At 37.9% G+C, this 25,499-nt stretch carries 19 protein-coding genes and 1 pseudogene; 16 read left to right on the plus strand and 4 right to left on the minus strand.

What is annotated here, in order from left to right; genetic code table 11:
* Nucleotides 1-126 precede the first annotated feature (126 nt).
* From rpsB to cax, 10 genes and pseudogenes are all read left to right on the plus strand, one after another.
* Nucleotides 127-929 (plus strand): annotated as a pseudogene (rpsB, locus tag CFPU101_RS01800) (30S ribosomal protein S2).
* A gap of 73 nt (nt 930-1,002) precedes the next feature.
* Nucleotides 1,003-1,743, plus strand: coding sequence for a translation elongation factor Ts (gene tsf / locus CFPU101_RS01805; protein WP_206813609.1), 741 nt, complete (start codon nt 1,003-1,005; stop codon nt 1,741-1,743).
* Nucleotides 1,744-1,895: 152 nt separating this feature from the next.
* Nucleotides 1,896-2,765 (plus strand): hypothetical protein, encoded by an 870-nt coding sequence (locus CFPU101_RS01810; protein WP_206813610.1) that lies wholly within the window; start codon nt 1,896-1,898, stop codon nt 2,763-2,765.
* Between the two features lie 21 nt (nt 2,766-2,786).
* The gene (gene recG / locus CFPU101_RS01815; RefSeq protein WP_206813611.1) at nt 2,787-5,243 is read left to right on the plus strand and encodes an ATP-dependent DNA helicase RecG; all 2,457 of its coding nucleotides are present in this window, start codon (nt 2,787-2,789) and stop codon (nt 5,241-5,243) included.
* Between the two features lie 16 nt (nt 5,244-5,259).
* Nucleotides 5,260-8,142, plus strand: a complete 2,883-nt coding sequence (locus tag CFPU101_RS01820; protein ID WP_206813612.1) for a glycerol-3-phosphate acyltransferase — start codon at nt 5,260-5,262, stop codon at nt 8,140-8,142.
* Between the two features lie 137 nt (nt 8,143-8,279).
* A complete protein-coding gene (glmM, locus tag CFPU101_RS01825; RefSeq protein ID WP_206813613.1) occupies nt 8,280-9,722 on the plus strand; it encodes a phosphoglucosamine mutase in 1,443 nt (480 codons plus the stop codon).
* A gap of 112 nt (nt 9,723-9,834) precedes the next feature.
* The gene (gene hpsL / locus CFPU101_RS01830) at nt 9,835-11,541 is read left to right on the plus strand and encodes a hormogonium polysaccharide biosynthesis protein HpsL (RefSeq protein WP_242577716.1); all 1,707 of its coding nucleotides are present in this window, start codon (nt 9,835-9,837) and stop codon (nt 11,539-11,541) included.
* Between the two features lie 27 nt (nt 11,542-11,568).
* A complete protein-coding gene (gene hpsN, locus CFPU101_RS01835; RefSeq protein WP_206813614.1) occupies nt 11,569-12,603 on the plus strand; it encodes a hormogonium polysaccharide biosynthesis glycosyltransferase HpsN in 1,035 nt (344 codons plus the stop codon).
* A 39-nt stretch (nt 12,604-12,642) separates the two neighbouring features.
* A complete protein-coding gene (gene hpsO, locus CFPU101_RS01840; protein ID WP_206813615.1) occupies nt 12,643-13,812 on the plus strand; it encodes a hormogonium polysaccharide biosynthesis glycosyltransferase HpsO in 1,170 nt (389 codons plus the stop codon).
* Between the two features lie 84 nt (nt 13,813-13,896).
* Nucleotides 13,897-14,979, plus strand: coding sequence for a calcium/proton exchanger (gene cax / locus CFPU101_RS01845; protein WP_206813616.1), 1,083 nt, complete (start codon nt 13,897-13,899; stop codon nt 14,977-14,979).
* A 211-nt stretch (nt 14,980-15,190) separates the two neighbouring features.
* Here the strand turns inward: cax and coaE are convergent, their stop codons facing one another.
* The gene (gene coaE / locus CFPU101_RS01850) at nt 15,191-15,784 is read right to left on the minus strand and encodes a dephospho-CoA kinase (RefSeq protein ID WP_206813617.1); all 594 of its coding nucleotides are present in this window, start codon (nt 15,782-15,784) and stop codon (nt 15,191-15,193) included.
* Nucleotides 15,785-15,921: 137 nt separating this feature from the next.
* Here coaE and CFPU101_RS01855 point away from each other — a divergent pair, with 137 nt between their 5' ends.
* From CFPU101_RS01855 to CFPU101_RS01880, 6 genes are all read left to right on the plus strand, one after another.
* Nucleotides 15,922-16,275: a phenylpyruvate tautomerase MIF-related protein gene (locus CFPU101_RS01855; RefSeq protein WP_206813618.1), complete on the plus strand. Its 354-nt coding sequence runs from the start codon at nt 15,922-15,924 to the stop codon at nt 16,273-16,275.
* A gap of 121 nt (nt 16,276-16,396) precedes the next feature.
* Entirely contained in the window at nt 16,397-20,080 is a 3,684-nt protein-coding gene (bchH, locus tag CFPU101_RS01860) for a magnesium chelatase subunit H (protein WP_206813619.1), read from the plus strand.
* Nucleotides 20,081-20,101: 21 nt separating this feature from the next.
* The gene (locus CFPU101_RS01865; protein WP_206813620.1) at nt 20,102-20,752 is read left to right on the plus strand and encodes a phosphorylase; all 651 of its coding nucleotides are present in this window, start codon (nt 20,102-20,104) and stop codon (nt 20,750-20,752) included.
* 72 nt (nt 20,753-20,824) lie between these two features.
* Nucleotides 20,825-21,916, plus strand: a complete 1,092-nt coding sequence (gene rseP / locus CFPU101_RS01870) for an RIP metalloprotease RseP (protein WP_206813621.1) — start codon at nt 20,825-20,827, stop codon at nt 21,914-21,916.
* Nucleotides 21,917-22,597 carry an endonuclease III gene (gene nth, locus CFPU101_RS01875; protein WP_206813622.1) on the plus strand — a complete coding sequence of 227 codons (681 nt, stop codon included), beginning with the start codon at nt 21,917-21,919 and terminating at the stop codon, nt 22,595-22,597.
* 231 nt (nt 22,598-22,828) lie between these two features.
* Nucleotides 22,829-23,386 carry an HPP family protein gene (locus CFPU101_RS01880; RefSeq protein ID WP_206813623.1) on the plus strand — a complete coding sequence of 186 codons (558 nt, stop codon included), beginning with the start codon at nt 22,829-22,831 and terminating at the stop codon, nt 23,384-23,386.
* Nucleotides 23,387-23,414: 28 nt separating this feature from the next.
* Here the strand turns inward: CFPU101_RS01880 and CFPU101_RS01885 are convergent, their stop codons facing one another.
* The 3 genes from CFPU101_RS01885 to CFPU101_RS01895 all read right to left on the minus strand — a co-directional run bounded on the left by CFPU101_RS01885 (nt 23,415) and on the right by CFPU101_RS01895 (nt 25,364).
* Nucleotides 23,415-23,858: a pentapeptide repeat-containing protein gene (locus tag CFPU101_RS01885; protein WP_206813624.1), complete on the minus strand. Its 444-nt coding sequence runs from the start codon at nt 23,856-23,858 to the stop codon at nt 23,415-23,417.
* Between the two features lie 186 nt (nt 23,859-24,044).
* Nucleotides 24,045-24,230 (minus strand): hypothetical protein, encoded by a 186-nt coding sequence (locus CFPU101_RS01890; RefSeq protein WP_206813625.1) that lies wholly within the window; start codon nt 24,228-24,230, stop codon nt 24,045-24,047.
* Between the two features lie 165 nt (nt 24,231-24,395).
* Nucleotides 24,396-25,364, minus strand: a complete 969-nt coding sequence (locus tag CFPU101_RS01895) for an SGNH/GDSL hydrolase family protein (RefSeq protein ID WP_206813626.1) — start codon at nt 25,362-25,364, stop codon at nt 24,396-24,398.
* Nucleotides 25,365-25,499: the final 135 nt, after the last annotated feature.

Below are 25,499 nucleotides of genomic sequence, written 5' to 3' on the forward strand. Positions count from 1 at the left end.
AAGGTTAACAAAATGATAGTATTAAAAGGCTGTAAAAAAAATGCACATTTAGGAATTCGGGTGTTTCTAAACCTAGAGAAATCCCCCTGAATGGAAGCTAAACCCGAATAGGAGTCAAAATCAAAAATGCCAGTAGTTACACTTGCCGAACTGTTAGAGTCAGGCGTTCACTTCGGTCATCAAACACGCCGTTGGAACCCGAAAATGTCTCAGTACATTTATACTGCCAGAAACGGGGTACATATCATTGACCTCGTTCAAACAGCCGAACTGATGGAAGAAGCTTACGACTATGTGCGTAAAGCATCAGACAAGGCAAGCGGTTTTTATTCATTGGAACCAAGAGACAAGCGGCGGGAATTGTTGCCTCTGAAGCCGTAAGATGTGGTTCTAACTTCATTAACCAACGTTGGTTAGGGGGAATGTTAACCAACTGGGAAACCATTCGAGGTCGTGTTGAAAGGCTCAAAGAACTTGAAGAACTCGAAGAAAGTGGCGCGATCGACAAACGACCCAAAAAAGAAGGTGCAGTATTACGTCGAGAACTCGGTAAACTACAAAAATATTTAGGCGGAATCAAAACGATGCGCCGTTTACCTGATATTGCGGTCATTGTTGACTTACGTCGAGAATACAACGCCATTAAAGAATGCCAAAAACTCGGAATACCGATCGTATCTATGTTAGATACCAACTGTGACCCCGATGCCGTCGATATTCCCATTCCTGCGAATGACGATGCAATTCGGTCAATTAAATTGATCATCGGTAAATTAGCCGACGCAATTCACGAAGGTCGTCACGGTAAACTAGAAGGCGAAGAGGAGTACGAAGAGTTTGAAGATAACCTCGATGAAATAGAAGATGATTACGAGGAGGAAACTCCCGACTGGGCAACTGGATATACTGACGAAGACGACGATAAATAAGACAAAATAAACGGAGGGGTTAGAATAAATCCCCTCCAAAGAAGAAAAACGATCTTGGTAGGATTAAATCAACATGGCGGAAATTTCGGCAAAACTGGTTAAAGAACTACGCGAAAAAACTGGCGCGGGCATGATGGACTGCAAAAAAGCCCTAGCCGAAAACGACGGCGACATGACAAAAGCCGTTGAATGGCTACGGCAAAAAGGAATTACTTCCGCAGAAAAAAAAGCAGGTCGAACCACCGCAGAAGGGATGATCGGTCAGTACATTCATACTGGTAGCCGTATTGGTGTACTGGTAGAAGTCAACTGTGAAACCGACTTTGTTGCCCGACGTGAAGAGTTCAAAGATCTAGTCGGTAACATTGCGATGCAGATTGCCGCTTGTCCTAACGTAGAATACATTAAGGTTAGCGATATTCCCGAAGCAATCATCCAAAAAGAAAAAGATATTGAAATGGGACGCGACGACCTTGACAATAAACCCGAAAATATTAGGGAAAAAATTGTACAGGGACGTATTGAAAAACGTTTGAAAGAACTTTCACTGTTAGATCAACCTTATATTCGGGATCAGAATATCACAGTAGAAGAGTTGATTAAACAAACTATTGCAGCCATTGGCGAAAATATTCAAGTACGGCGTTTTGTTCGGTTTGTTTTAGGGGAAGGTATTGAGAAGCAAGAAGTTAACTTTGCTGATGAAGTTGCCGCCCAAATGGGACAATCTATAGCCGAAAAAGAAGCTGAACCCCCCAAAGCAGAAGTACAAGAAGAAAAACAGGCCGCAAAATCGAATAAAAAGAAAAAATAACTGCTAATCTTTCAAGGTTAAAACGAGGGTGGGTCTGACTCACCCTGTTTTCATATATTTAACGTGAGGTCACGTTAAAATTATTTAGGGATTTGGTTTATTTGATCTAACCCCTACAATCATCTAATTATTAAGTTTCCTCACTAACTCACATGACTGGCAAAATACATCATTTAAAACAAGAATTAGCAGCTTTAGAAGCAAAGACAACAGAATTTGTAGAAACATTCCGTAACCTCTATCAAACTTATTTAGATACACTTAGTCAATCAGTATCTAAACAACTCATTTTAGCGAGTTATCAACTCTGTACACATAAATATCCTCAAGAATTTATACAACTGACCTACAGTCAAAGACAAAAATTACAAGAAGAAGTTAAAAAAATTGGTAAAAATGCCAACAATAAATTATTAGAATTATTGACTAGAAAACCTCAACAAGTTAAACGAGAAACAATTAATATTTTAGAAGAAATGTTAATGGGGATCGAATCAACACAAGATTTAAATAATTCTCCCAAAGAAGAAGTAGAAGAAGATTTGAATGATTTCAAAAAACCTGATGTTTTACTAGACTGGATTCAACAAATAGATAAGGGAATTATTCAAGTATTAGATGAGCTTTCAATGGAACTCAATGAGCAATTACAGAAATTTAAAATATTACCTCCTCAGCTTCCGAAACAAGTAATTAATCTGGCAATTCAAGCTGAAGTCCCCGAACATACATCAAGTGGCAATCCAAATTTATTAGATGTATTAATCGAAACAGAGAATAAAACAAGTGAGTCAGAAAAGACCGAAGAGGAAACGACTAATTCTCAAATTACAAAATTAATCGCTATTCATCTAAGATTAACTGAAATTGAATTTGCTGACCCCAACCTAACATTACAACGAAAGCAGATTCGTCATTTATTAGACCAAACTATACAACTGAAAAAACAGTATTACAAAAAACAAAAAGAATGCGCGATCGCTGAAGCCGAATCAGCATGGCGAGCATCTTGGTATGACTAAAAAAATGTTAAAATATTGGATATGAAAGAGGAAACCGACTGGATTAGATTGCAAAAAGCCCTATCAGTAGAAGCGGAAAAAGGATTTACTAACCTACAAGGAAATCAATACCGCTTTCATGAATTTATGTGTCTTAGCTTTGGTCAATCTCCTCCGTTTGGAACTCCCCTAGAAGCGCGGCGAAGATGGTTAGATTTAGCAGTTCAATTTTCCCGCTATCCCCAATATTCAGAATCACTCCGCCAAGAATTAGTCATTAAAACAAGACAATTTTTACAAGATTTAAAACAAACCTTAGAAAATCCGCCAGAACCTCCTAAACCGAAAATTCCCAACATAACACCCGTTACTGAAACCGCTAAAATTGTTCGCACAGTAACATTAGATCAACCCCTAGCGCATCTAACCGCAGTTGGGACAAAAAAAGGTCAAGGCTTAGAACGATTAGGACTCAAAACTGTTAAAGATATTCTGTTTTATTATCCTAGAGATCATATTGATTATAGCCGTCAGGTTTATATCTCAAATTTAGAAGCAGGGGAAACTGTAACCTTAGTCGGAACCGTAAAACGATGTAACTGTTTTACCAGTCCAAAAAATCCTAAATTAACCATTTTTGAAATTGTTATTAGCGATCGCACTGGACAGCTTAAACTTAATCGCTTTTATGCAGGAAGCCGTTACACTAACAAAGGATGGCAAGAAAGACAAAAACGCTTTTATCCCCCTGGTTCAACCATTGCTGCATCAGGATTAGTCAAAAAAAGTAAATATGGCGTAACCTTAGATAACCCAGAAATTGAAATCCTAGATAGTTCTGGGTCACAAATTGAATCGATTAAAATTGGTCGTGTTTTACCCGTCTATCCTTTAACTGAAGGAATCGCGGCTGATCTCATTAGAAAAGCCGTCGTCGAAGCATTAACCGCAATCAATCAAATTAAAGATCCTTTACCGATTAATCTTAAAAAACTTTATGGATTAATGGATTTAAAAGAAGCGATCGCTAACATCCATTATCCTGAAAACTCCGATCTATTAACCCATGCTAGAAGACGATTAGTTTTCGATGAATTTTTCTTTCTCCAACTAGGATTTTTACAACGTCGTCACAAACAACAGCAAACTCAAAGCAGCGCAAGCTTTAACCCTAGAGGGCAAGTCATCGAGCGTTTTAACGAAATTTTGCCGTTTAGCCTGACAAATGCCCAAAAAAGGGTGATTCAGGACATTTTACAAGACCTATCCACCACCACCCCAATGAATCGTTTAGTACAGGGGGATGTCGGTTCAGGAAAAACGATCGTCGCCGTTTATGCGATCTTAGCCGCCATTCAATCGGGATATCAAGCCGCTTTGATGGCCCCTACTGAAGTTTTAGCCGAACAACATTACCGAAAACTCGTCACTTGGTTTAATCTCCTTCATCTTCCCGTCGAACTGCTAACTGGATCAACCAAAACTGCAAAACGTCGAGAAATCCATAGCCAACTCGAAAACGGCGAATTACCCTTACTCGTTGGTACACACGCACTAATCCAAGATCCCGTCAACTTCCGAAAATTAGGTTTAGTCGTCATCGATGAACAACACCGTTTTGGGGTACAACAACGGGCCAGACTACTATCTAAAGGCGAATCTCCCCACGTCCTCAGCATGACTGCGACTCCCATACCACGAACTCTCGCATTAACCCTACACGGTGATTTAGATGTCAGTCAAATCGATGAACTTCCCCCAGGACGACAACCCATCCACACCACCGCATTAACAGGACAACAACGAACTCAAGCGTATGAATTGATTCGGCGAGAAATTGCTCAGGGAAGACAAGCTTATATTATCTTTCCGATGATCGAAGAATCCGAAAAATTGGACTTACGGGCCGCAGTTGAAGAACATCAACGACTCTCAGAGGTGATATTCCCTGATTTTCAAGTTGGGTTATTGCATGGTCGAATGAATTCTGCTGAAAAAGAAGCCGCTTTAAACGCTTTTCGGGATAATCAAACTCAGATTATTGTTTCAACCACTGTGATAGAAGTTGGGGTTGATGTTCCCAATGCTACAGTTATGTTAATCGAAAATGCCGAACGGTTTGGCTTATCTCAATTGCATCAATTACGTGGGAGAGTTGGACGCGGTTCACATCAGTCCTATTGTTTGCTGATGAGTAGCAGTAAAACAACCGATGCGCGTCAAAGACTCAGTGTATTAGAACAATCTCAAGATGGCTTTTTTATCTCAGAAATGGATATGCGTTTTCGAGGGCCAGGAGAAGTGTTAGGGACTCGTCAGTCTGGTCTACCCGACTTTGCATTAGCTAGTTTAGTTGAAGATCAAGAGGTTTTAACCATTGCTAGAGATGCTGCTGAAAAAATCATGTTAAGCGATCCAACCTTAAAATATTCTCCCTCATTGAAGAGAGAATTAGACGACCGATATCAGAGAATGTTAGGGTCAGATATTTTAAATTAACTGCTATATTCAAAACATGGAACAAGTTTGGGGTTCTCTAATTATCTTTTTGATCTGTCCTTTACTAGGGGGTCTTCCGCTAATTGACTGGATCACCTATGGACTGAGTAAAAAACGATTGTCTAAAATAGGAACAAAAAATATTTCTGTATCAGCCGCATTTTATCACGGTGGTCAGTTAGCAGGAATTTTAGCCGTCCTGTCCGAAGCAGCTAAAGGAATTATCGCGGTCTTACTCACTAGACTATTTTTTCCATCAGGTTCAGTGTGGGAATTATTCGCTTTAATTGCCCTCGTGATGGGACGCTACTGGATGGGAAAAGGCGCAGGAACCACTAATGTTTTTTGGGGCGTTTTGGTACATGATCCAGTCGGGGCAATTTTAACCCTTGTGTTAAGTTTAATTAGTTTTACCCTGTTCCGCGATCGCAAATCTGGTAAATTAGTTGCCTTGTTTGTCCTAGCCTTGATTTTAACCCTACGTCATCCCAATCAAAGCGAATATATCATTGGTGCGATCGCTCTTACCTCACTTCTTGCTGGAATCTATCAAAAAATTCCAGATGATTTAGACTTACCCCAAACGAATGTTAATCCAGAGTCTAAAAAAATGTTTCGTTTTTTTCGAGGTGATCACGCTATTCTGACCTTAAATGATCCTTTAAATCCTCAAAAAGTAGGACAAAAAGCCGCAACTTTATCTAAATTAAAACGTTTGGGCTATGCGGTTCCTGATGGTTGGATTTTACCCGTAGGAGATGACTTTTTTTCTTTAATTAATACTCTTAATCCTACCCTTGATGATCCTTTAGCCGTTCGTTCATCTGCAATAGGGGAAGATGGAGAAACTGCCTCGGCTGCGGGACAATATACCAGTATTGTAAATATTACCAACTCTGAAGAATTAGAATCGGCTATTTTAATCTGTCAGAACTCCTATAATAGTCCTGCTGCATTGCAATATCGTCAAGATAAACAGCAAAAAGATACTGGGATGACGGTACTCATTCAAAAACAAATTAAAGGTGTTTTTTCGGGTGTCGCCTTTAGTCGTGATCCCGTCAATCAACTGAATACAGATGTCGTCATCGAAGCATTACCAGGGGATGCGTCGAGAATTGTTTCTGGAAAAGTTACCCCCGAACGATATCAAGTTGAAATTAGTGATCTTAAAAATAGTAACTTAGATGAAATAGAGATTTATATCTCTGGACAAGGTGATGTTCCTCAACATTTAATTAAACAAGTCGCTATTCTGACTCGACAATTAGAAGATTTATATCAAGGACAACCCCAAGATATTGAATGGACATATGATGGTCAAACACTCTGGTTACTACAGTCGCGTCCTATCACCAATTTACATCCCATTTGGACACGGAAAATCGCAGCAGAAGTGATACCTGGGGTCATTCGTCCGCTTACTTGGTCAATCAATCAACCCTTAACCTGTGGAGTTTGGGGTGAAATTTTTCAAATTGTATTAGGGAAACGTGCCAAGGATTTAAACTTTGAGCAAACCGCTACACTACACTTCCAAAGAGCTTATTTTAATGCAACTTTATTAAATACTATTTTTCAAAGAATGGGACTGCCACCTGAAAGCTTAGACTTTTTAACCAGAGAGGCAAAACTTTCTAAACCTTCCTTGTTATCGACTCTTAGAAATTCACTCGGTTTACTGCGTTTAGCTTTTCGAGAATGGCAGTTAGAAAAAGATTTTCAGCAAGATCTACAGCGTTATTTTCTTCCAACTTTAAATTATTTTAACTACCATAATTTAAACAATTTGTCAATTGAAGACTTATTAAATCAAATTGAACAAATTTTATTAGTTCTCAAAAAAGCCACCTATTACAGTATTTTAGCCCCCTTAAGTTTTGCCATCAGACAAGCAATTTTAAAAGTTCCCTTAGAAGAATTAGATAACACCGCCGCCCCCGAAGTTGCATCAATCCAATCGCTGGCAAATTTAGCCGAAGAAGTGCATCATCTACTGCCGATCTCTACCATTCAAGCAGATGATTATGCGTCCCTTTTTGCCCATTTAGCCGAAATTCCCGAAGGCAAAAACATACTTAATCGTTTTCAAGAATGGCTAGAAAGCTACGGTTATTTAGGAGAAATTGGGACAGATATTGCCGTACCTCGTTGGCGTGAAGATCAAAGACCTATTAAAGCATTGTTTTTTAAATTTCTCTTAAATCCTGAACCCACATCAATTCCTCAGTCAGCCACACAAAATCAACAAACATTATGGCTACAAAAACGACTCGCTTTAAAAAACAAAACCACCGAAATCTACTCGAAATTACTATCTAACTTACGTTGGCATTTTGTGGCGTTAGAAAACAAATTAATTGCATCTGGGCAATTAAACCAAGTCGATGAGATCTTTTTCCTCAAATATGACGAAATAAAAGCATTAACTCAACAATTATCCAATCTTACTGATTTAATCCAACAACGACAATTACAATTCCAAGAAAATCAAGAACTAACTCAAATTCCTTATGTTGTCTATGGACAACCTGCATTAACTAATAAAATACTCTATTCTAAATCTTCCTCCCGAAAAAGATTACAAGGCATTGGCGCATCGCCAGGACAAATTGAAGGAACCATCAAAATCGTCAAAACCTTACAGCAATTACCCATTATTGACGCACAGACAATTTTAGTTATACCCTATACTGATTCGGGTTGGAGTCCAATTCTAAGAAGTGCAGGAGGAATTATTTCAGAAGTCGGCGGACGTTTATCACATGGTGCCATTATTGCTAGAGAATACGGTATCCCTGCGGTGATGGATGTTCATCATGCTACCGAACTTCTAAAAAACGATCAACGGGTTCGTATTGATGGACAAAAAGGAATCATCGAAATTTTGGAGAGCTAGAAACATATCGATAATTCCGTCGTCATGCCGAATTATACCATAGAATAAATTTTTCGCTATATACTTTAAGCTGTAAGTAGCAATCTTATAAAATTCTTAAATCTCGTGTGTGTGATGTGTGAGGAGCTTTTTTTAATATGGTTACTTCTATTTCTTATAAAGTCAAAGGTCATCGAGAAGAATATCATCAAACATTGAACTCAATTCTCGCTTTACCTAAATCCCCTTTGTTTGGAACCGATGGCATTCGTGGGTTAGCAGGGGATTTGTTGAACGCCCCTTTTGCCATGCAATTAGGATTTTGGGCAGGACAAGTTTTAAAAGAATCTTCTTTAACAAACGGCCCTGTCATTATTGGACAAGACTCTCGTAACTCCAGTGATATGTTAGCAATGGCGATCGCATCGGGTCTAACCTCTGCGGGTTTGGATGTCTGGCAGATTGGTTTATGTCCTACCCCTTGTGTTGCCCATCTGACAAGAGTTACAAATGCGATCGGCGGGATCATGATTTCCGCCAGTCACAACCCACCCGAAGATAATGGAATTAAATTTTTTAGCCATCAAGGAACCAAAATCTCATCCGACCTTGCTGGACAAATCGAAGTAGGATTAAGAGGATTAGCGACGAAACAGGGGGCAAATACTAATCAATGGGGGAAATCTTACTATTACCCTGAAATGACGCAAAATTATGCTCAAAACCTGTTAAATGCTTTGCCATCGGGTTTAGATTTTACAGGGATGAGAATTGTTTTAGATTTGGCTTGGGGTGCTTCGGCAAAAATGGCACCAGATCTATTTAAACAATTAGGGGCTGAGGTGATCGCTTTACATGATCAACCTAATGGCGATCGCATTAATGTCAATTGTGGTTCAACCCATCTAGAATCTATACAATCTGCAGTACAAGCGTATCAAGCCGATCTCGGTTTTGCCTTTGATGGCGATGCGGATCGCGTGATGGCGATTGATGCAATGGGTAAAGTCGTTGATGGAGATTACATCCTTTATTTGTGGGGACAATATTTAAAAAATCACAATTTACTCCCCAATGACCTGATTATTGCTACAGTGATGGCTAATTTAGGGTTTGAACGAGCTTGGCAAAAGTTAGGCGGTCAGTTCATTCGTACTGCTGTAGGAGATCAACACGTTCAAGCTCAAATGTGGGATACTGGGGCAATGTTAGGTGGCGAACAGTCTGGACATATCATCTGTCATCATTACGGTGTATCAGGGGATGGTGTACAAACAGCATTACAGTTAACCGCTTTAGTGCGTCAGTTAAATGTGTCATTAGATGAATTAGTCGCCCAAAGTTTTCAAACCTATCCCCAAATTCTAAAAAATGTACGGGTAGAAGATCGAGATACGCGCTGTAACTGGAAAAACTGTGATCCTTTACAGAATGCGATCGCCCAAGCCGAAACAGCAATGGGAGAGCAAGGACGAATTTTAGTTCGTGCATCGGGAACAGAGCCTCTAATTCGAGTCATGGTAGAATCTGCGTGTGCTAAGAAAGCTCAATATTGGTCAGAACATCTCATTCAAGTTGTGCAACAGTACCTAGCCGTTTAATCGTCGTGCTAAACTTGAGCAAATTGATTGAAACACCACGACAGATGTACAGAATTGCTCGTTGTGGTGTATTAATTGATGAAGTCAAAAAAGCTCATGGTCGAACCACTCCATGTTAAAAAGAAAAATTAAACCTCTAAAAAGAGCGAAAAAAAAAGAAACGACAAAACTGAGTCTGCAAGAGCAATTAGCTCAAAAACGTCAAGCTAAAGAAAACCAAAAAAAGCTAGTTACTGTTTTATCCATTGCGATCGCGGCAGGTTTAGTAATGGCTTTACCATTAGCCTTAATCACTAAACCTCTTTATGGTCTAGTTGTTGCGATTGCAATGCCAATCGCTATCTTATCTTTTTGTTATCCTCGTGCTGCTTTATGGGCATTCCTCATTTATCTACCTTTTAATGGAACGATTACTTACTGGATTTCTAACGACAATCCAATTATGCAAGTAAGTAAAGATATTTTTTATATTCCAGCCTTATTCGGTCTAATAGTGGAGTGTGCCAAGAACAAGAAACCCATTTTTGTTCCTAAAAAATTGATACCTACATTAACACTATTATTTGTTTTTTGTCTCTTAGCTTTATTTGTAGTTAGCTTATCTAATGAACAGTTACCCTTCTGTGAGTCATTGACAGTCAAATTTTTAGAAAGGCCAGAAGGTGGGTTGCCAATTCGGGTTCCTTGCAAAGAAGGTAGTCCTTTTCTTCAAGGTGTACTTGGATTAAAAGTTTTAATTGGTTATATTCCTCTGATTTTTTGTACTTATTATTTTTTAGATAGTAAAGACAAATTATTAAAAATTGGTCGGCTACTTGTTGTTCTCGCCATTATTTGTTGTAGTTTGGCATTTGTTCAGTATTGGTTACTTCATACGGGACGCTGTGCAGGAACAAGAGAAATGACGGGAAACGATTTGTTCCAAGCCCAAATTGCGGCGCGATGTTTTATCGGTGGTTCGGTTTTATTTAGTCCAGAATACGGACAAATTAGATTACCAGGAACATTTGCTTCTCCTTGGCACTGGTCATGGTTTTTAGTTGCTAATAGTACAATTTGTTTTGCAAATGCTTTTAGTGAAATCTCCTTTTTTTGGAGAACAACATCGCTAGTGGGATTAGCGTTAGTGTTTATTAATGCGATTATTTCTGGCCAACGAGTTGCTTTTCTGTTAGTTCCGCTTCTCATCGTTATTTTGTTAATTCTGACGGGACAATTTAAAAATCTTAAACAATTAATGTTGATTGTTGGTTTAGGTGTATTGTTATTTATTGGCTTTTCCCTCTTTAAACCTGAATTTATTCAAGAACGAGTTGATAGTTTTGTGAGTCGTTGGAATGAAAGTCCACCCCAAGAGTTTATTGTCAAACAATTGCAATTTGCTGCTGAGGCACAAGGTGGATTTTTAGGAAGAGGTTTAGGTAAAGGAACATCTTCAGCGCGGGTATTTGGCCCGATTACCTTTTTGGAAACATTTCATAGTAAAGTAATTTTGGAAATAGGTTGGATTGGATTTTTTATCTATATGACCTTTTTGACCAGTTTACTGATTTTTGCTTTTCAAGCCTATCGTTCGATTCGTGATCCGAGTCTGAGAAGTTTTGCATCTAGTTTTTGGGTCTTTTTGGTCATCATTAGCTATTTACCTTATTGGTATCCTCTAGATACAGATCCAGTAGGGATTTACTATTGGTTTTTTGCGGGTATTATTTTTAAATTACCGATCATCGACAAACAAGAACAACAATTAAAAGAAAATCCCTCTTTAAATCTGACAGAAACCTTAAAACGTAAGCGCAAGAAACTATCTTTAGCTTAGTTAATCACAGAACCCTTGCTTAAATTTATGACACTTCCTTTGATCTCTGTAATTATTCCAACTTATCGCCGAGAAGAACCTTTAAAGGATACTCTCGAAGATGTTTTGCAACAAGACTATCCCGCTTTGGAAATATTGGTAGTTGATCAAACTCAAACCCATACCAATGAAGTACAATCCTATCTCGAAAACTTAGCACAGTCTAAGAAAATTCAATGGTTTCGTGTGAATTGGGCAAGTCTACCTGGGGCGCGAAATTATGGGGTAAGGCGAGCTTCTGGAGAGATTATTCTGTTTATTGATGATGATGTCAAGCTTCCTGAAGGCTATTTTCAGGCTCATGCCCGTAATTTTTTAGAACGTCCTGATGTGGGTGTTGTTGCGGGGCGAGTTTTTGATCGGATGAAACTGGCTGACTCTCAGAAATTGAGTACCAGTAAATCTTCCTATGAAATTGAATACTTACCCCCCGAAGCAATGAACCCGGGGATTGCTTGGTATTATATTGATTTAGTTCATACTACTAAACCTCAACAGGTTATATCTCCTAGAGGCTGTAATATGTCGTTTCGGCGCGATATTTTTATTAAATATAATATTTGGTTTGATGAACGTTTTAGAGGCAATGCGGTTCGAGAAGAATCCGATTTTTCTCTGAGATTACGGGCTACAGGTTATCATGTTTGGTACGATCCAGAAGCTTATTTAATCCATATTGGTGAGGAAACGGGCGGTTGTCACGATATTAATACTCGCTCGTTGTCCTATCAAATGACGTTTTATCATAATCATTTTTTAATGGCTTTAAAAAATTTAACGCCAAGCCAACAATTTAGTCTTTATAGTAAGTTATTTGATTGTCATGTTTTGGGTAATCCACCTTGTAATAAAAGTGGTTCACCTCTAAAAATTATCTCTCGTGGAATTTTTTATAGTTTAGGTTTTTTAGACGCTGTAAAATCTCAAATTAAATCTTTTTGGGATGATGGACAGGTTTATACTAAACAAGACAAAAATCAGGTTCAATTAATCAAAAATGAACCTTTGTCTTTAAAGAGTTAATTTGTCTCCAAATCAACACCAATAGATGCAGAGCAGTTTATGAAGATTTTAGTCGCTAGTCATACTTATATTGTTGAGCTCAATTGTGAAAAATTAAAAGTACTGACTCAAATACAATCTGATATTGAAGTAACTGTTGTTGTTCCAAAACGCTGGCAACCAGGAGGAGTCCAAAATAAACTTATTGAAGCTAAACCTTGGCAAGATGGAAATTTTCGGGTTGTGCCAATTTCTAATTTTAGTCAAAATAATCAGCCTTTATTGACGTTTGGAACGGATATTATTACTCTCTTAAAAGAGTTTCGTCCTAATATTATCCAAGTTGAGCAAGGTTCTAAATCAATTGGTTATGCAGAATTAATTACGCTAAATAATTTTTTGGGATTAAAAGCTAAAAATTGCTTTTTTACTTGGTGGAATTTACCTTATACTAATAAATTTCCGATTTCTTGGATTGAATCTTACAATCTAAAACATACAGATGGTTTGGTAGCTGGTAATCAAGATGCAGAAGATATTTTACGCGATCATGGTTATACGGGCCCATCTAAAGTTATGCCTCAATTGGGGGTTGACGAGAAACTATTTTCACCTGCTCCTCAAAGTGAATTAGCCGCTAAACTTGGGATTAAAGAAGGAGAATTTATTATCGGTTTTGTCGGTCGTTTTGTTCCCGAAAAAGGCATTTTAACTTTAATTAAAGCTCTTGCAGGGTTAAGTGATTTTTCGTGGAAATGTCTACTTTTAGGCCGTGGCACTCTTAAAGAAACCATTTTATCTGAAGCGACAGCCGCAGGAATTCAAGACCGCATTATTTTAGTTGAAAGTGTGCCTCATGATGAAGTCCCTTGTTACATCAATTTAATGAGTACATTAGTTCTTCCGTCAGAAACCAGTTATCAAGTCAAAACCTTAACGGCAGTTGGCTGGAAAGAACAATTCGGTCATGTTTTAATTGAAGCAATGGCTTGTAAAGTTCCTGTGATTGGCTCAAATTCGGGCGAAATCCCTTATGTAATTGAAGAAACGGGGTTAATCTTTCCTGAAGGTGATAGTGAGGCATTACAAAGCAGTTTACGTCAATTGCTCGAACAACCCGAACTCTGTCAAAAATTAGCTCAACTGGGTTATGATCGCGTTATGAATCAATATACAAATCAAGCTTTAGCAAAAAGTTTACTAGATTTTTATCAAGAAATTAGCCAGTAAATACAACTCCATAGAGTTAATCTTGTAAAACGGTGAATTCCTGCTATCTTTTAAAGGAAATTTCATAAACTAAATTATTAGCTCATGACAACTCAGAAAAAAATTCTGTTAGGGATGCTCGTTTTTATCCCATTAGCGATCGCGGCTGAATGGTTTAAGTTTCCTTCCACCTTAACCTTTGTATTTGCTGCTTTGGGAATTGTACCACTGGCGGCGTTGATTGCGGAATCGACAGAAGAAATAGCGGACGTAATTGGGCCAACTTTCGGCGGTTTACTAAATGCAACATTTGGTAACTTAACAGAAATGGTCGTATCGATCGTTGCTTTAAGATCTGGATTGATTGAAGTGGTTAAAGCCAGTATCTTAGGGGCAATTATTGCTAATATGCTACTCGGTTTGGGTTTAGCGATGTTGTTGGGGGGTTTGAAGTTTAAAGAACAGGTGTTTGAGCCGAAAATTGCCCGTTTAAATGCGTCTGCTTTGTTGCTTGCTCTTTTAGTCCTACTTACGCCTAGTGCCATTCAATTTACCTCGGTTGGTTTGACTGGCTCTACGATTCAAGAGTTTTCGGTGGTTGCTTCGATCCTGTTGCTCGTTTTTTATGGCTTTAGTGTCTTTTTCTCCGCTAAATTTCCTCTCACTTCTACATCTGCGGAAATTATTGAAGAAGTTTTAGAGAAGGAAAAGAAAGAACACCATGACAGCAAAGATACGATTAAACAAGTTGCGACCCTACTCGGCTGTACAGTTGTTTTAGTGTTTGTTTCAGAAATTCTGGTAGGTAGTCTTGAAGAAACGGTTAAAGTGTTCCATTTAACGGAACTGTTTACAGGGGTTATATTACTACCTTTATTTGGTGGTTTTGTGGAATATCTAACTTGTATTTCCTCATCCCTCAAAAATCAGATGGAATTATCCGTATCTGTGGCGATTGGTTCGACGTTACAAATAGTTCTACTGATCACACCGATTTTAGTACTGATTAGTCCATTATTCAATCAACATTTAACCCTAGAGTTTAACCTATTTGGGATGTTTGCGGCAGGGGCGGCGGTTATTGTGACAAATTCCATTAGTTCGGATGGTCAATCAAATTGGTTAGAAGGTTTATTACTCCTAATTCTATATGCAGTTTTAGGAGTTGCGTTTTATCTACATCCGTAAGCTAACTTGTAAGCTGTCCTTTGTTTTTCACTAGCAAAGGACAAAAAAAACCCCAGCTAGTTGACTGAGGCTGCTGTTGTAGGAGAACTCAAGCAAATCCAATCGGGAGATACCAAAACAAAAACGCGTTTTGGTGATTCGCTTACTATAAATTGTAGTCAATTTTTTAAAGATTGTAAAGTTTTATTGACAAAAATGAGATGGTTTAGAATTATTTTGGAGGCTTGAGATAATACTGCTCAATCTGCTTAAATAATTGCTCTGAAGTCGATGAATTCTCTAAAATCACATCGGCTAAAGCCATTTTTTCTTCAATTGGCCATTGATTTTGAATTCGGATAATTGCTTGATCGGAGGAAATGCGATCGCGTTCTACTAAACGTTTAATCTGTTCGTCGTAAGAACAGTAAATAACCCATATTTCTGTGACTAAATCAGTCATTTTGGCTTCAAATAGCAAAGGAATCACGATAACGATGATGAGTTCATTCGTTTCATCAAGTATGCTTTGAATCTGATGTCTGACATAGGGATGAATCTGATTTTCTAGCCATGTTTTCTCGTTCGGCTGACTAAAGATAATTTCTCCTAATTTTTTGCGGTTGAGTGTTCCATCAGGCAATAAGATAGAATTATCATATCTCAAAGAAATTTGCTTAAGGATGGGTGAGCCATATGATACCGCATCTCTAGCCAGTAAATCAGCATCAATAATCGGAATATGATAAGTATCAGCTAAAAAACGAGAAACAGTCGATTTTCCTGTGGCTATTCCTCCCGTTAAACCAATAATTCGACGCGACATTATTTTCCCAACGTTCTGCTACGTGTGCATAGATAATTGTCGTCTAAGAATCTGCATAAATTAAGATGACTTCATCTTGACACAGTTTGATTCATAGGATGTATAAAATAGGGAATATCCATCGCTCACCGTTTAGTATGCCATTAATCAAAGTTCAATCCTCTGTCAAAACTCCTTCATCTGAAGCTGTAGAAACACTTTTAACCAGTTTATCGAGTAAATTAGCGAAACATCTGGGTAAACCTGAGTCTTATGTCATGACTTCTTTTGAACCAGAGATTAAGATGACTTTTGGCGGAACTTTTGAACCTGTTTGTTATATTGAAATAAAAAGTATAGGTCGCATGACTCCAGACATTACTAAAGCAATGAGTCAAGATTTTTGTCAAACAGTAGAAGAACATTTAGGGGTTCCTAAAAATCGGATTTATCTTGAGTTTGCCGATGCCGAGAGAGCAATGTGGGGATGGAATGGTGGAACGTTTGCCTAATTTAAAACTAACAATTAGCTTTAAGAAAAAGACTTAATTTAATCTGTGTGTATCATGTGTTTAATTAAATAACGTTAGAATGGTCAGTAAAGTTTAAACTCATCGTCTCAAGTTTTCTAGGATGAAAAGTATCGTTTTAATTACTGGTTTTGAAACCTTTAATACAGATTTATATCGACAAGCAGCCACCTTAGCTATGTCTCGCTGTACTGGTTTGGATGTTAAAGTATTTAGCGATCGTATTTTAACTACTCATCCTGAAATTGTTGAAAATGCACTAAATAATGCTGATGTTTTTTTTGCGAGTCTCATTTTTGATTATGATCAAGTGATGTGGCTACGTGAGCGAGTTCAAAAAATACCAATTCGTCTTATTTTTGAATCTGCTTTAGAGTTAATGAGTTTAACCCAATTGGGTAAATTTGTGATTGGGGATAAACCGAAAGGGATGCCAAAACCAATCCAATTTATTTTAAGTAAGTTTTCGAGTGGTAAAGAAGAAGATAAACTTGCAGGTTATTTAAGTTTTCTCAAAACTGGGCCGAAACTTTTAAAACTAATTCCTGCCAAAAAAGTCCAAGATTTACGCAATTGGTTAATTATTTACGGCTATTGGAATGCTGGAGGAACGGAAAATGTTGCGGCGATGTGTTGGACAATTGCCCAAAAATATTTAGATTTATCAATTGCTGATATTCCTCCCCCAATTGAAACACCAAATAAAGGTTTACTTCATCCCGACTATCAGGGATATTTTACTTCACCGCGTGATTATCTAAACTGGTATAAAAGTCAAAAAACAATTGAAGATAAACCGATTATTGGAATTTTACTTTACCGTAAACACGTTATTTCAAAACAACCTTATATTCATCAACTGATTCGCTATTTTGAAGCAGAAAATTTGATACCTGTTCCAATCTTCATTAATGGTGTCGAAGGTCATGTCATTGTTAGGGACTGGTTGACGACATCTTATGAAACACAACAGCGAAAAAATGGCAATATCGAAACACTTTCATTATCAGATGAAGCGATAGAAATTGATGCGATTGTCTCTACAATTGGTTTTCCTTTAGTAGGTGGGCCTGCGGGTTCAATGGAAGCAGGAAGACAAGTCGAAGTCGCTAAGAGAATTTTATCGGCTAAAAATATTCCCTATTTAATTGCCGCCCCTTTATTAATACAAGATATCCACTCTTGGACAAGGCAAGGAATCGGAGGTTTACAAAGTGTTGTTTTATATGCTTTACCTGAATTAGACGGTGCAATAGATACGATTCCAATTGGGGGTTTAGTTGGAGAAAATATTTACTTAATTCCAGAACGTATTAAGCGTTTAACAGGACGTTTACACAATTGGATTAAACTTAGAAAAATACCGCATTCAGAACGTAAGATTGCCATTATCTTATATAATTTTCCTCCTGGTTATGGTGCGACAGGAACAGCAGCATTACTCAATGTACCTCGCAGTTTGATTAAGTTTTTACAAGCTTTGAAAAACGAAGGTTATACAGTAGGTAATTTACCAGATGACGGGGAATATATTATTGATAAAGTTAAAGAAGCGGATGAGAATATAACTTTAGATGAAAATACGGTTAATGTACAAACTTTAGAAAAATGGCTTGGTTATTTATTAACAAGTCGTGTTGAGAAGCAATGGAAATCATTAACCCATACAGGTATCAAAACCATTGGTGATCATTTTAGTATCGGAGGCGTTCAATTTGGCAATATTTGGATTGGAGTACAGCCACCGTTAGGACTTTCAGGTGATCCAATGCGATTAATGTTTGAAAAAGATTTAACCCCACATCCACAATATACTGCTTTTTATAAATGGTTACAAAATGAGTTTAAAGCGGGTGCTGTAGTACATTTTGGAATGCACGGTACAGTCGAATGGCTACCTGGTTCACCACTGGGAAATACGGGCTATTCTTGGTCGGATATTTTATTAGGAAATCTGCCTAATCTTTATCTTTATGCAGCGAATAATCCATCTGAATCAATTTTAGCTAAACGTCGTGGTTATGGTGTCTTAATTTCTCATAATGTTCCTCCTTATGGACGTGCTGGATTATACAAAGAATTAATGACGCTACGTGACTTAATTGCAGAGTTTCGGGAAGACCCAGAGAAAAATTTAGCTTTAAGAGATGTCATTTGCCAAAAAATTATAGATACAGGTTTAGAGGTTGATTGTAGATTTGAAGATAGCCTTGAATTTAATGTAGAAAATGCTCGTTTATTTAGCAAAAATACAATCATTCAATATTTTGTTAAGGTCTATGAATATCTACAAGTCGTTGAACAAAGATTGTTTTCATCGGGGTTACATACATTGGGCGAAGTTCCAAGTAATGAAGCTCTAAAATTTTATTTAGAAGCTTATTTTGCTGATGGGATTTCTGAAAATCATATTGATTATATTGTCAACCGTCGAGAATCAGAAATTATTAGTAGAAATGGTACATCTGAAAAAATTCCAGAAGCAATTAAAATTCGAGATTTATTAGAACAAAATACTGATGAAATCACCAATTTAATTAAAGGGTTAAATGGCGAATATATTCCACCCGCACCAGGGGGAGATTTACTTAGAGATGGGATTGGAGTTTTACCAACAGGACGAAATATTCATGCTTTAGACCCCTATCGAATGCCTTCTGCTGCTGCTTATCTTCGCGGACAAGAAATTGCTAAAAAAGTAATTCAACAAAATTTAGATGAAACAGGAAATTATCCTGAGACTATTGCAGTCATGTTATGGGGTTTGGATATTATTAAAACAAAAGGAGAATCATTAGGCATTTTATTAGAATTAGTCGGTGCAGAACCCATTAAAGAAGGAACGGGTCGAATTGTTCGCTATGAACTTAAACCATTGACAGAAATGAGTCATCCAAGAATCGATATTTTAGCGAATCTTTCGGGGATTTTTCGAGATACTTTTACCAATATTATTGATTTACTAGATGATTTATTTTTACGGGCTGCGGAAGTTGATGAACCTGAAGAAATGAATTTTATTCGTAAGCATTATTTAGCTTTAAAACGACAGGGTGTTGAAAATGCTTCAGCTAGACTTTTTTCTAATCCTGCGGGTGATTTTGGTTCTTTAGTCAATGATCAAATTGTTGATGGAAACTGGAATACTCAAGAAGAATTAGCGAATACTTGGGAAAAACGCAATATGTTTAGCTATGGAAAACAAGATAAAGGAAAAGCTAGACCTGAAATTCTCAATCAACTTTTACGAACCAGTGAAAGAATTGTCCAAGAAATTGATTCTGTAGAATATGGACTAACGGATATTCAAGAATACTACGGAAATACAGGAGGATTAAAATTAGCTGCCGAAAAACAAAGCGGAAAAAAGGTAACTGCGAGTTTTATTGAAAGTTTTTCTAAAGATACCACACCACGAAAGTTAGAAGACTTATTGCGTTTAGAATATCGTACCAAATTATTAAACCCAAAATGGGCAGAATCAATGATTAATCAAGGTTCGGGAGGTGCTTACGAAATCTCACAACGCATGACGGCTTTGATTGGTTGGGGTGGAACTGCAAATTTTACTGATGAATGGGTTTATAATCAAGCAGCGGATACTTATGCTTTGAATGCAGAGATAGCGGAGAAATTAAGAAAAATTAATCCTGAAGCATTTCGGAATATTGTCGGAAGATTATTAGAAGCAAATGGTCGTGGTTTCTGGGATGCAGATGAGGAAAAACTGAATCAATTACAAGATTTATACAATTTAAGTGATGAAGAAATAGAAGGTGTAGAATAATGGTTCTTTGTGTTTATTTCTATGACCCTTTTTCAAAACAATTTTGATCTCATTTTTATTCCTCAAGGTTCTGAATACCGCTCTGTCTGTCGAGTGAGCAAAATACCCGTTGTTTCTATTCCGATGGGTTATACTGCTTCAAAACTTTTTTTGCAGCAATGGTTAGAATCTTGTCCTAATTTTCCGCGTCAGGTTTTATTAATGGGTTTAGCAGGAAGTTTATCCCCCCGATATCAAAGTGGGGAAATTGTTGTCTATCAACAGTGTGGGAATTTAGAAAATAATCAGGTGAGATGGCGAGATTGTCATGTATCGGTGGGAGAAAATGTTAATCTTGTTAGAGGTTGGACAAGCGATCGCATTATTTGTACTACATTAGAAAAACAACATCTATACAAAACATATGATGCTGAAGTCGTGGATATGGAAGGATTCGCTATTTTAGAAGTGTTGCAACCAATGGGAATCAAAGTCACTCTTCTAAGAGTAATTAGTGATGATGCTCAACACAATTTACCTAATTTAGAAGGAACGATTAATACTAATGGTCAGCTTCAACCAATACCGTTAGCGATTAAAATGTTACAGCAACCTCTCGCATCTTTAGGATTAATTCAAGGATCTTTAAAAGGATTAAAAGTTTTAAAACAAGTCGTTAGAGAGATTTCTTAAATAGCAGTATCTTTATTTGATGCTTTACAATGGTCAGAAGTAAGCTACTTTACCAATTATTATAAATTGATTATGTCTGTTTTGGCAGCGATCGCAGTCTTAGCCCTTCTTATTGTTGTACACGAACTTGGACACTTTTTAGCCGCCCGTCTTCAAGGCATTCATGTTAATCGTTTTTCGATTGGTTTTGGCCCCGTTTTAGCCAAATATCAAGGAAAAGAAACTGAATACGCCGTTCGTGCCTTTCCTTTAGGAGGCTATGTTGGCTTTCCTGATGATGATGACAATAGCCCAATTCCAGCAGATGACCCTGATTTACTTCGCAATCGTCCAATTTTAGACAGAACAATTGTCATTAGTGCGGGTGTCATTGCTAATCTAATTTTTGCTTATTTTCTCTTGACTGGACAAGCGGCAACAGTCGGTTATCCAGATATTCAATATCAACCTGGTGTCTTAGTTCCTCAAGTCATGGGACAAGAATTATCAGTAGCAGCTAAAGCAGGAATAAAAGAGGGCGATATTGTTTTATCAGTCAATAATCAAACTCTTGACGCATCACAAAACGCTTTAATCTCCCTTAGAGAAACGATTCAAAAATCACCCGAAAAACCTCTAGATTTAGAAATTAAGCGTGGTGCAGAGACTTTAAATTTCACAGTGACCCCAGAACGTAGCTCTGACGGTAAAGGTAAAATTGGTGTCGTTTTATCACCGAATGGGGAGCAAATCAGACGCAAAGCTGATAATATTTTTAAAGCTTTTGTACTCGGTGCCGACGAATTTCAACGCATCGCAGTCTTAACAGTTAAAGGGTTTTGGCAATTGGTGAGCAACTTCCAAGAAAACGCTCAACAAGTCGCAGGCCCTGTTAAGATTGTAGAATATGGTGCTGCGATCGCACGTAATGATATTTCTAATTTAATACAGTTTGCGGCACTGATTAGCATCAATTTAGCGATTTTGAACATTCTCCCTTTACCTGCTTTAGATGGAGGTCAATTAGTCTTTCTTTTAATTGAAGGAATTATTGGAAAACCGCTACCGATGAAAATTCAAGAAAGCATTATGCAAACTGGGCTAGTTTTGCTCTTAGGTTTAGGGGTTTTTCTTATTGTTCGAGATACCGTCAACTTAGCGGTTTTTCAAGGACTTTTTCAATAGATGAGTCTAACGAGATTAGGAGCAAGTACAAAACAACGGGCGTTAGAAATTTTATTGATTTTAAAACGCCTCTATCCTGATGCTACCTGTAGCTTGACCTACGAAACTCCAGTACAGTTACTCGTTGCAACGATACTTTCTGCCCAGTGTACTGATGAACGGGTGAATAAAGTAACTCCAGCTTTATTTGCTCGTTTTCCTAATGCTGAATCTTTGGCCAATGCAGATAGGGAAGAACTGCAAAACCTCATCCGTTCCACTGGATTTTATCGCAACAAAGCCAAAAATATCCAAGGGGCTTGTCAGAAAATTATCACTGAATTTGCGGGGGAAGTTCCGCAACAGATGGAACAATTATTAACATTACCTGGTGTTGCCCGAAAAACGGCTAATGTGGTTTCAGCCCATGCCTATGGTAATATTCAAGGAGTGACGGTAGATACTCATGTCAAGCGTCTCAGTGGACGTTTAGGATTAACCGAAGAAACCGACCCCGTTAAAATAGAACGAGATTTAATGCGTTTGTTACCCCAAAGCGACTGGGAAACTTATTCAATTAGCATCATTTTTCATGGTCGGGCAGTTTGCAAAGCGAGAAACCCCAACTGTGCAGGGTGTGACCTAGCGCATCTGTGTCCGTCTGCGACAATGCCAAAATTAAATGAAATGACATCTATCTAATGAAAGATTAAATAAAACTGATAAATAGTATTAGAAAAATCTGTATAATTAGATACATTTTTGCGTGTTTTCTTCTAAATTGTTAGGATATAATGACATTTAGAAGAATTTTTTGTATCTTTTTTTACAAAATTGTAGTCAAAACATCTTTATCTAAACAAGTTAATCTCTATTGAAAAAGTTAAAACACACTTCAATTAATCATAAAATTAGATATAGGCTGATTAATCAATGCTGAATCACAAAAAAGTTCGTTTGAAATGGGAAAGTTACTGGTTTAAGCTTTTTGGTCGATGGAGGTCTTGTTCTCTAACTTGTCCTGTCAGTAGGCCCCATCGTCGCTATGTTTTTTGGACTTGGTTCGGGAGTTTCATAGCCATAGCTGCTACGTCCTATCTTTCTGTCAAAACGAATTCACCTTTATTAATGGCTCCTTTTGGTGCAACCAGTGTCTTAATTTTTGGTGTGCCAGAAAGTCCCTTAGCGCAACCCCGTAATTTAATTGGCGGTAATCTTTTATCGGCCCTTGTTAGCCTAACCATTTTGCATTATCTGGGTGCTTCTCCTTGGGCAATGGGTCTAGCGGTTTCTACTGCAATTGGAATGATGCAGCTTACAGGTACACTACATCCCCCAGCAGGTGCAATTGCCTTAGTTGTAATGATGACCCAGCCTAATTGGAGTTTTCTGATTCGGCCAACCTTAGAAGGTTCATTGATTATGCTGTCGTGTGCTGTAGTGTTTAATAACTTGGCTGAAGATAGAACTTATCCTAAACATTGGTTGTAAGATACTTTTTACATCACAGCACGATATTCTATTTCTTGGGTTTTTCTCCACCAACACTAATATCAGTGTTATAGATTTGTGCATTTGTCAGGTTGAGTTGCTCTAAAGAAGCCCCAGTAACATCGGTATCGTAGAGCATAGCCTGTGTTAAATTAACCTGATGTAGGGTAGTGTCGTTTAAACTTGCATTAGTGAGTAAAACTTGGCTTAAGTTGGCATTCGTCAAATTAGCCCCCGTTAAATCTGCACCTTCAAGGTTAGCACCAGTTAGGTTAGCCCCTTCGAGATTCGCTTTTCTTAAATCTGCACCGATTAAATGTGCGCCTCTTAGATCGGCACCACGTAAATCGCATCCTGCACATTCACCCGTTTTCAGGAGTTGGTTAAATTGGGCTTGATTTTCGGCTGTGGCTGGATTCATGATCAGCCAAGGTGTTAAGATAATGACACTTGATAAAATAGCCCGTAACATCTATTTTCCTCCATACTATGCGACTTTTCGCTGTCTTTCTAATATTGATCATACTACTTTCATCCCTCACAGCAGTCAGTCAATAGTTAAGTTTATCCGCTACACCCCTGGAACGATAAAGACGCGCCGATAGTAGCACGTCTTCTTGATGTTATCTATATTTTGAAGCATAAAAAGCGCACCGTTTTATTGTTTTAGCCAGCGACACATCAGTTTACCTGTTTCGTCTTTAACCCAATGTGCAACCAATTTTTGAGTTGGTATTGCTTTAGCCACTTCTTCAACGATTGTAGGTATATTTTCGATGACCTCTGGTACGATGCCTGTGTCAAGCAAAGAGGTAATGGGTTTGGTAATGACAAGCAGCAGCATGGATTCATCCCCCGTTTACATAGCTTTAAAGTTTGATTAATGCTTTCTTAACCTTATTTTAACCATAAGAATTTAAAAAAATTTGTATCTTTATAGACGATCGTCAAAATTCTTCCCTAAGATGTATGAGAGGGTGGGTTTTGCTACCCTACCCCGACCAAACTACTATTTAGATGACTTTTGTTTTGAAAAGCGGACAATTTGAGAAACGCCCCAAATACCAATAATTGCGACACCTGGAACAAAACTGGGTTCTGGAACACCTAATGTTTGAGCAGCCAAATTCCCAATTAACCGATGTCCTGCGGTGGTTGGGTGAATTTGATCCCAGAATAAATACTCATTGGGATTACTGCAAATATCGAAGTTAGTGGGGTCAATGAAGGTTAAACAGCGATCGGTAACATTGGTAAAATTAAACCTAGCTGGATTATTGACGACATTATCAAACAAAGTATTAACATCAAGGGTTGTAATCTCAACATCAGCAGGTAGCAGTAAACTAGAGAGCGTTTGAGACAGTAAAGTGTTATGCGCTTGAGTTAAATCATTTAATCTGTTTGCATCAGAAGTGGTATTGGTTCGAGGTAGTTCACCTAAATCTGGAAGATTAGCCACTAAAATATTTTTGGCCCCTACAGTGGCTAAAGCCGTAACCACAGAGGCTAGATTATTAACTGTGGTAGTGGGTTCCGTGTAGGGTGTAAACGTTGTACTTTCAGTAGGCAGATAATCATTAGCCCCAGCCCAAACGACATACAGGGCATCTGGGTCAGCCGTTGGATTATTGTTTAGATAGCCTAAAACCTCTTGTTGTAGTCCAGGTAATGCTGGATTTACTGTATTATCAAAACCCGTTGTAGCACCAATAAAGGCAAAATTAGTACCACTGGGGGTACTCGGTTGAATAGGTAAATTCAATTTATCTGCTAGATATTCTATCCAAAGTTGCCCATTAGAAGCACGACCATTAAAATAGGGATCAGTTGGCTGACCAGAAAGGTTAAAAACATTACCCGTATCGGTCAGACTATCGCCAAACGCATAAATTCCTGTAAAGTTAGCGGCTTGGGCATCAAATGGAGCTAAAGTAGAGAGAACGAGGAAACCTGTTGTTAATAACTGTTTATTCATTGACGGATTTTGCTATGGCTAGAAAATATTTTTATTATCATTAGATTGATTAAATAAGTCATTAAACAGAAGATTTACTTAAGATAAGTTTATAATCATGAATAAAAAAAGACGTACTTTTTAGCACGTCTCCAC

Origin of the sequence: Chroococcus sp. FPU101 (assembly GCF_017312365.1) — a bacterium.
Classification (GTDB): domain Bacteria; phylum Cyanobacteriota; class Cyanobacteriia; order Cyanobacteriales; family Microcystaceae; genus Chroococcus.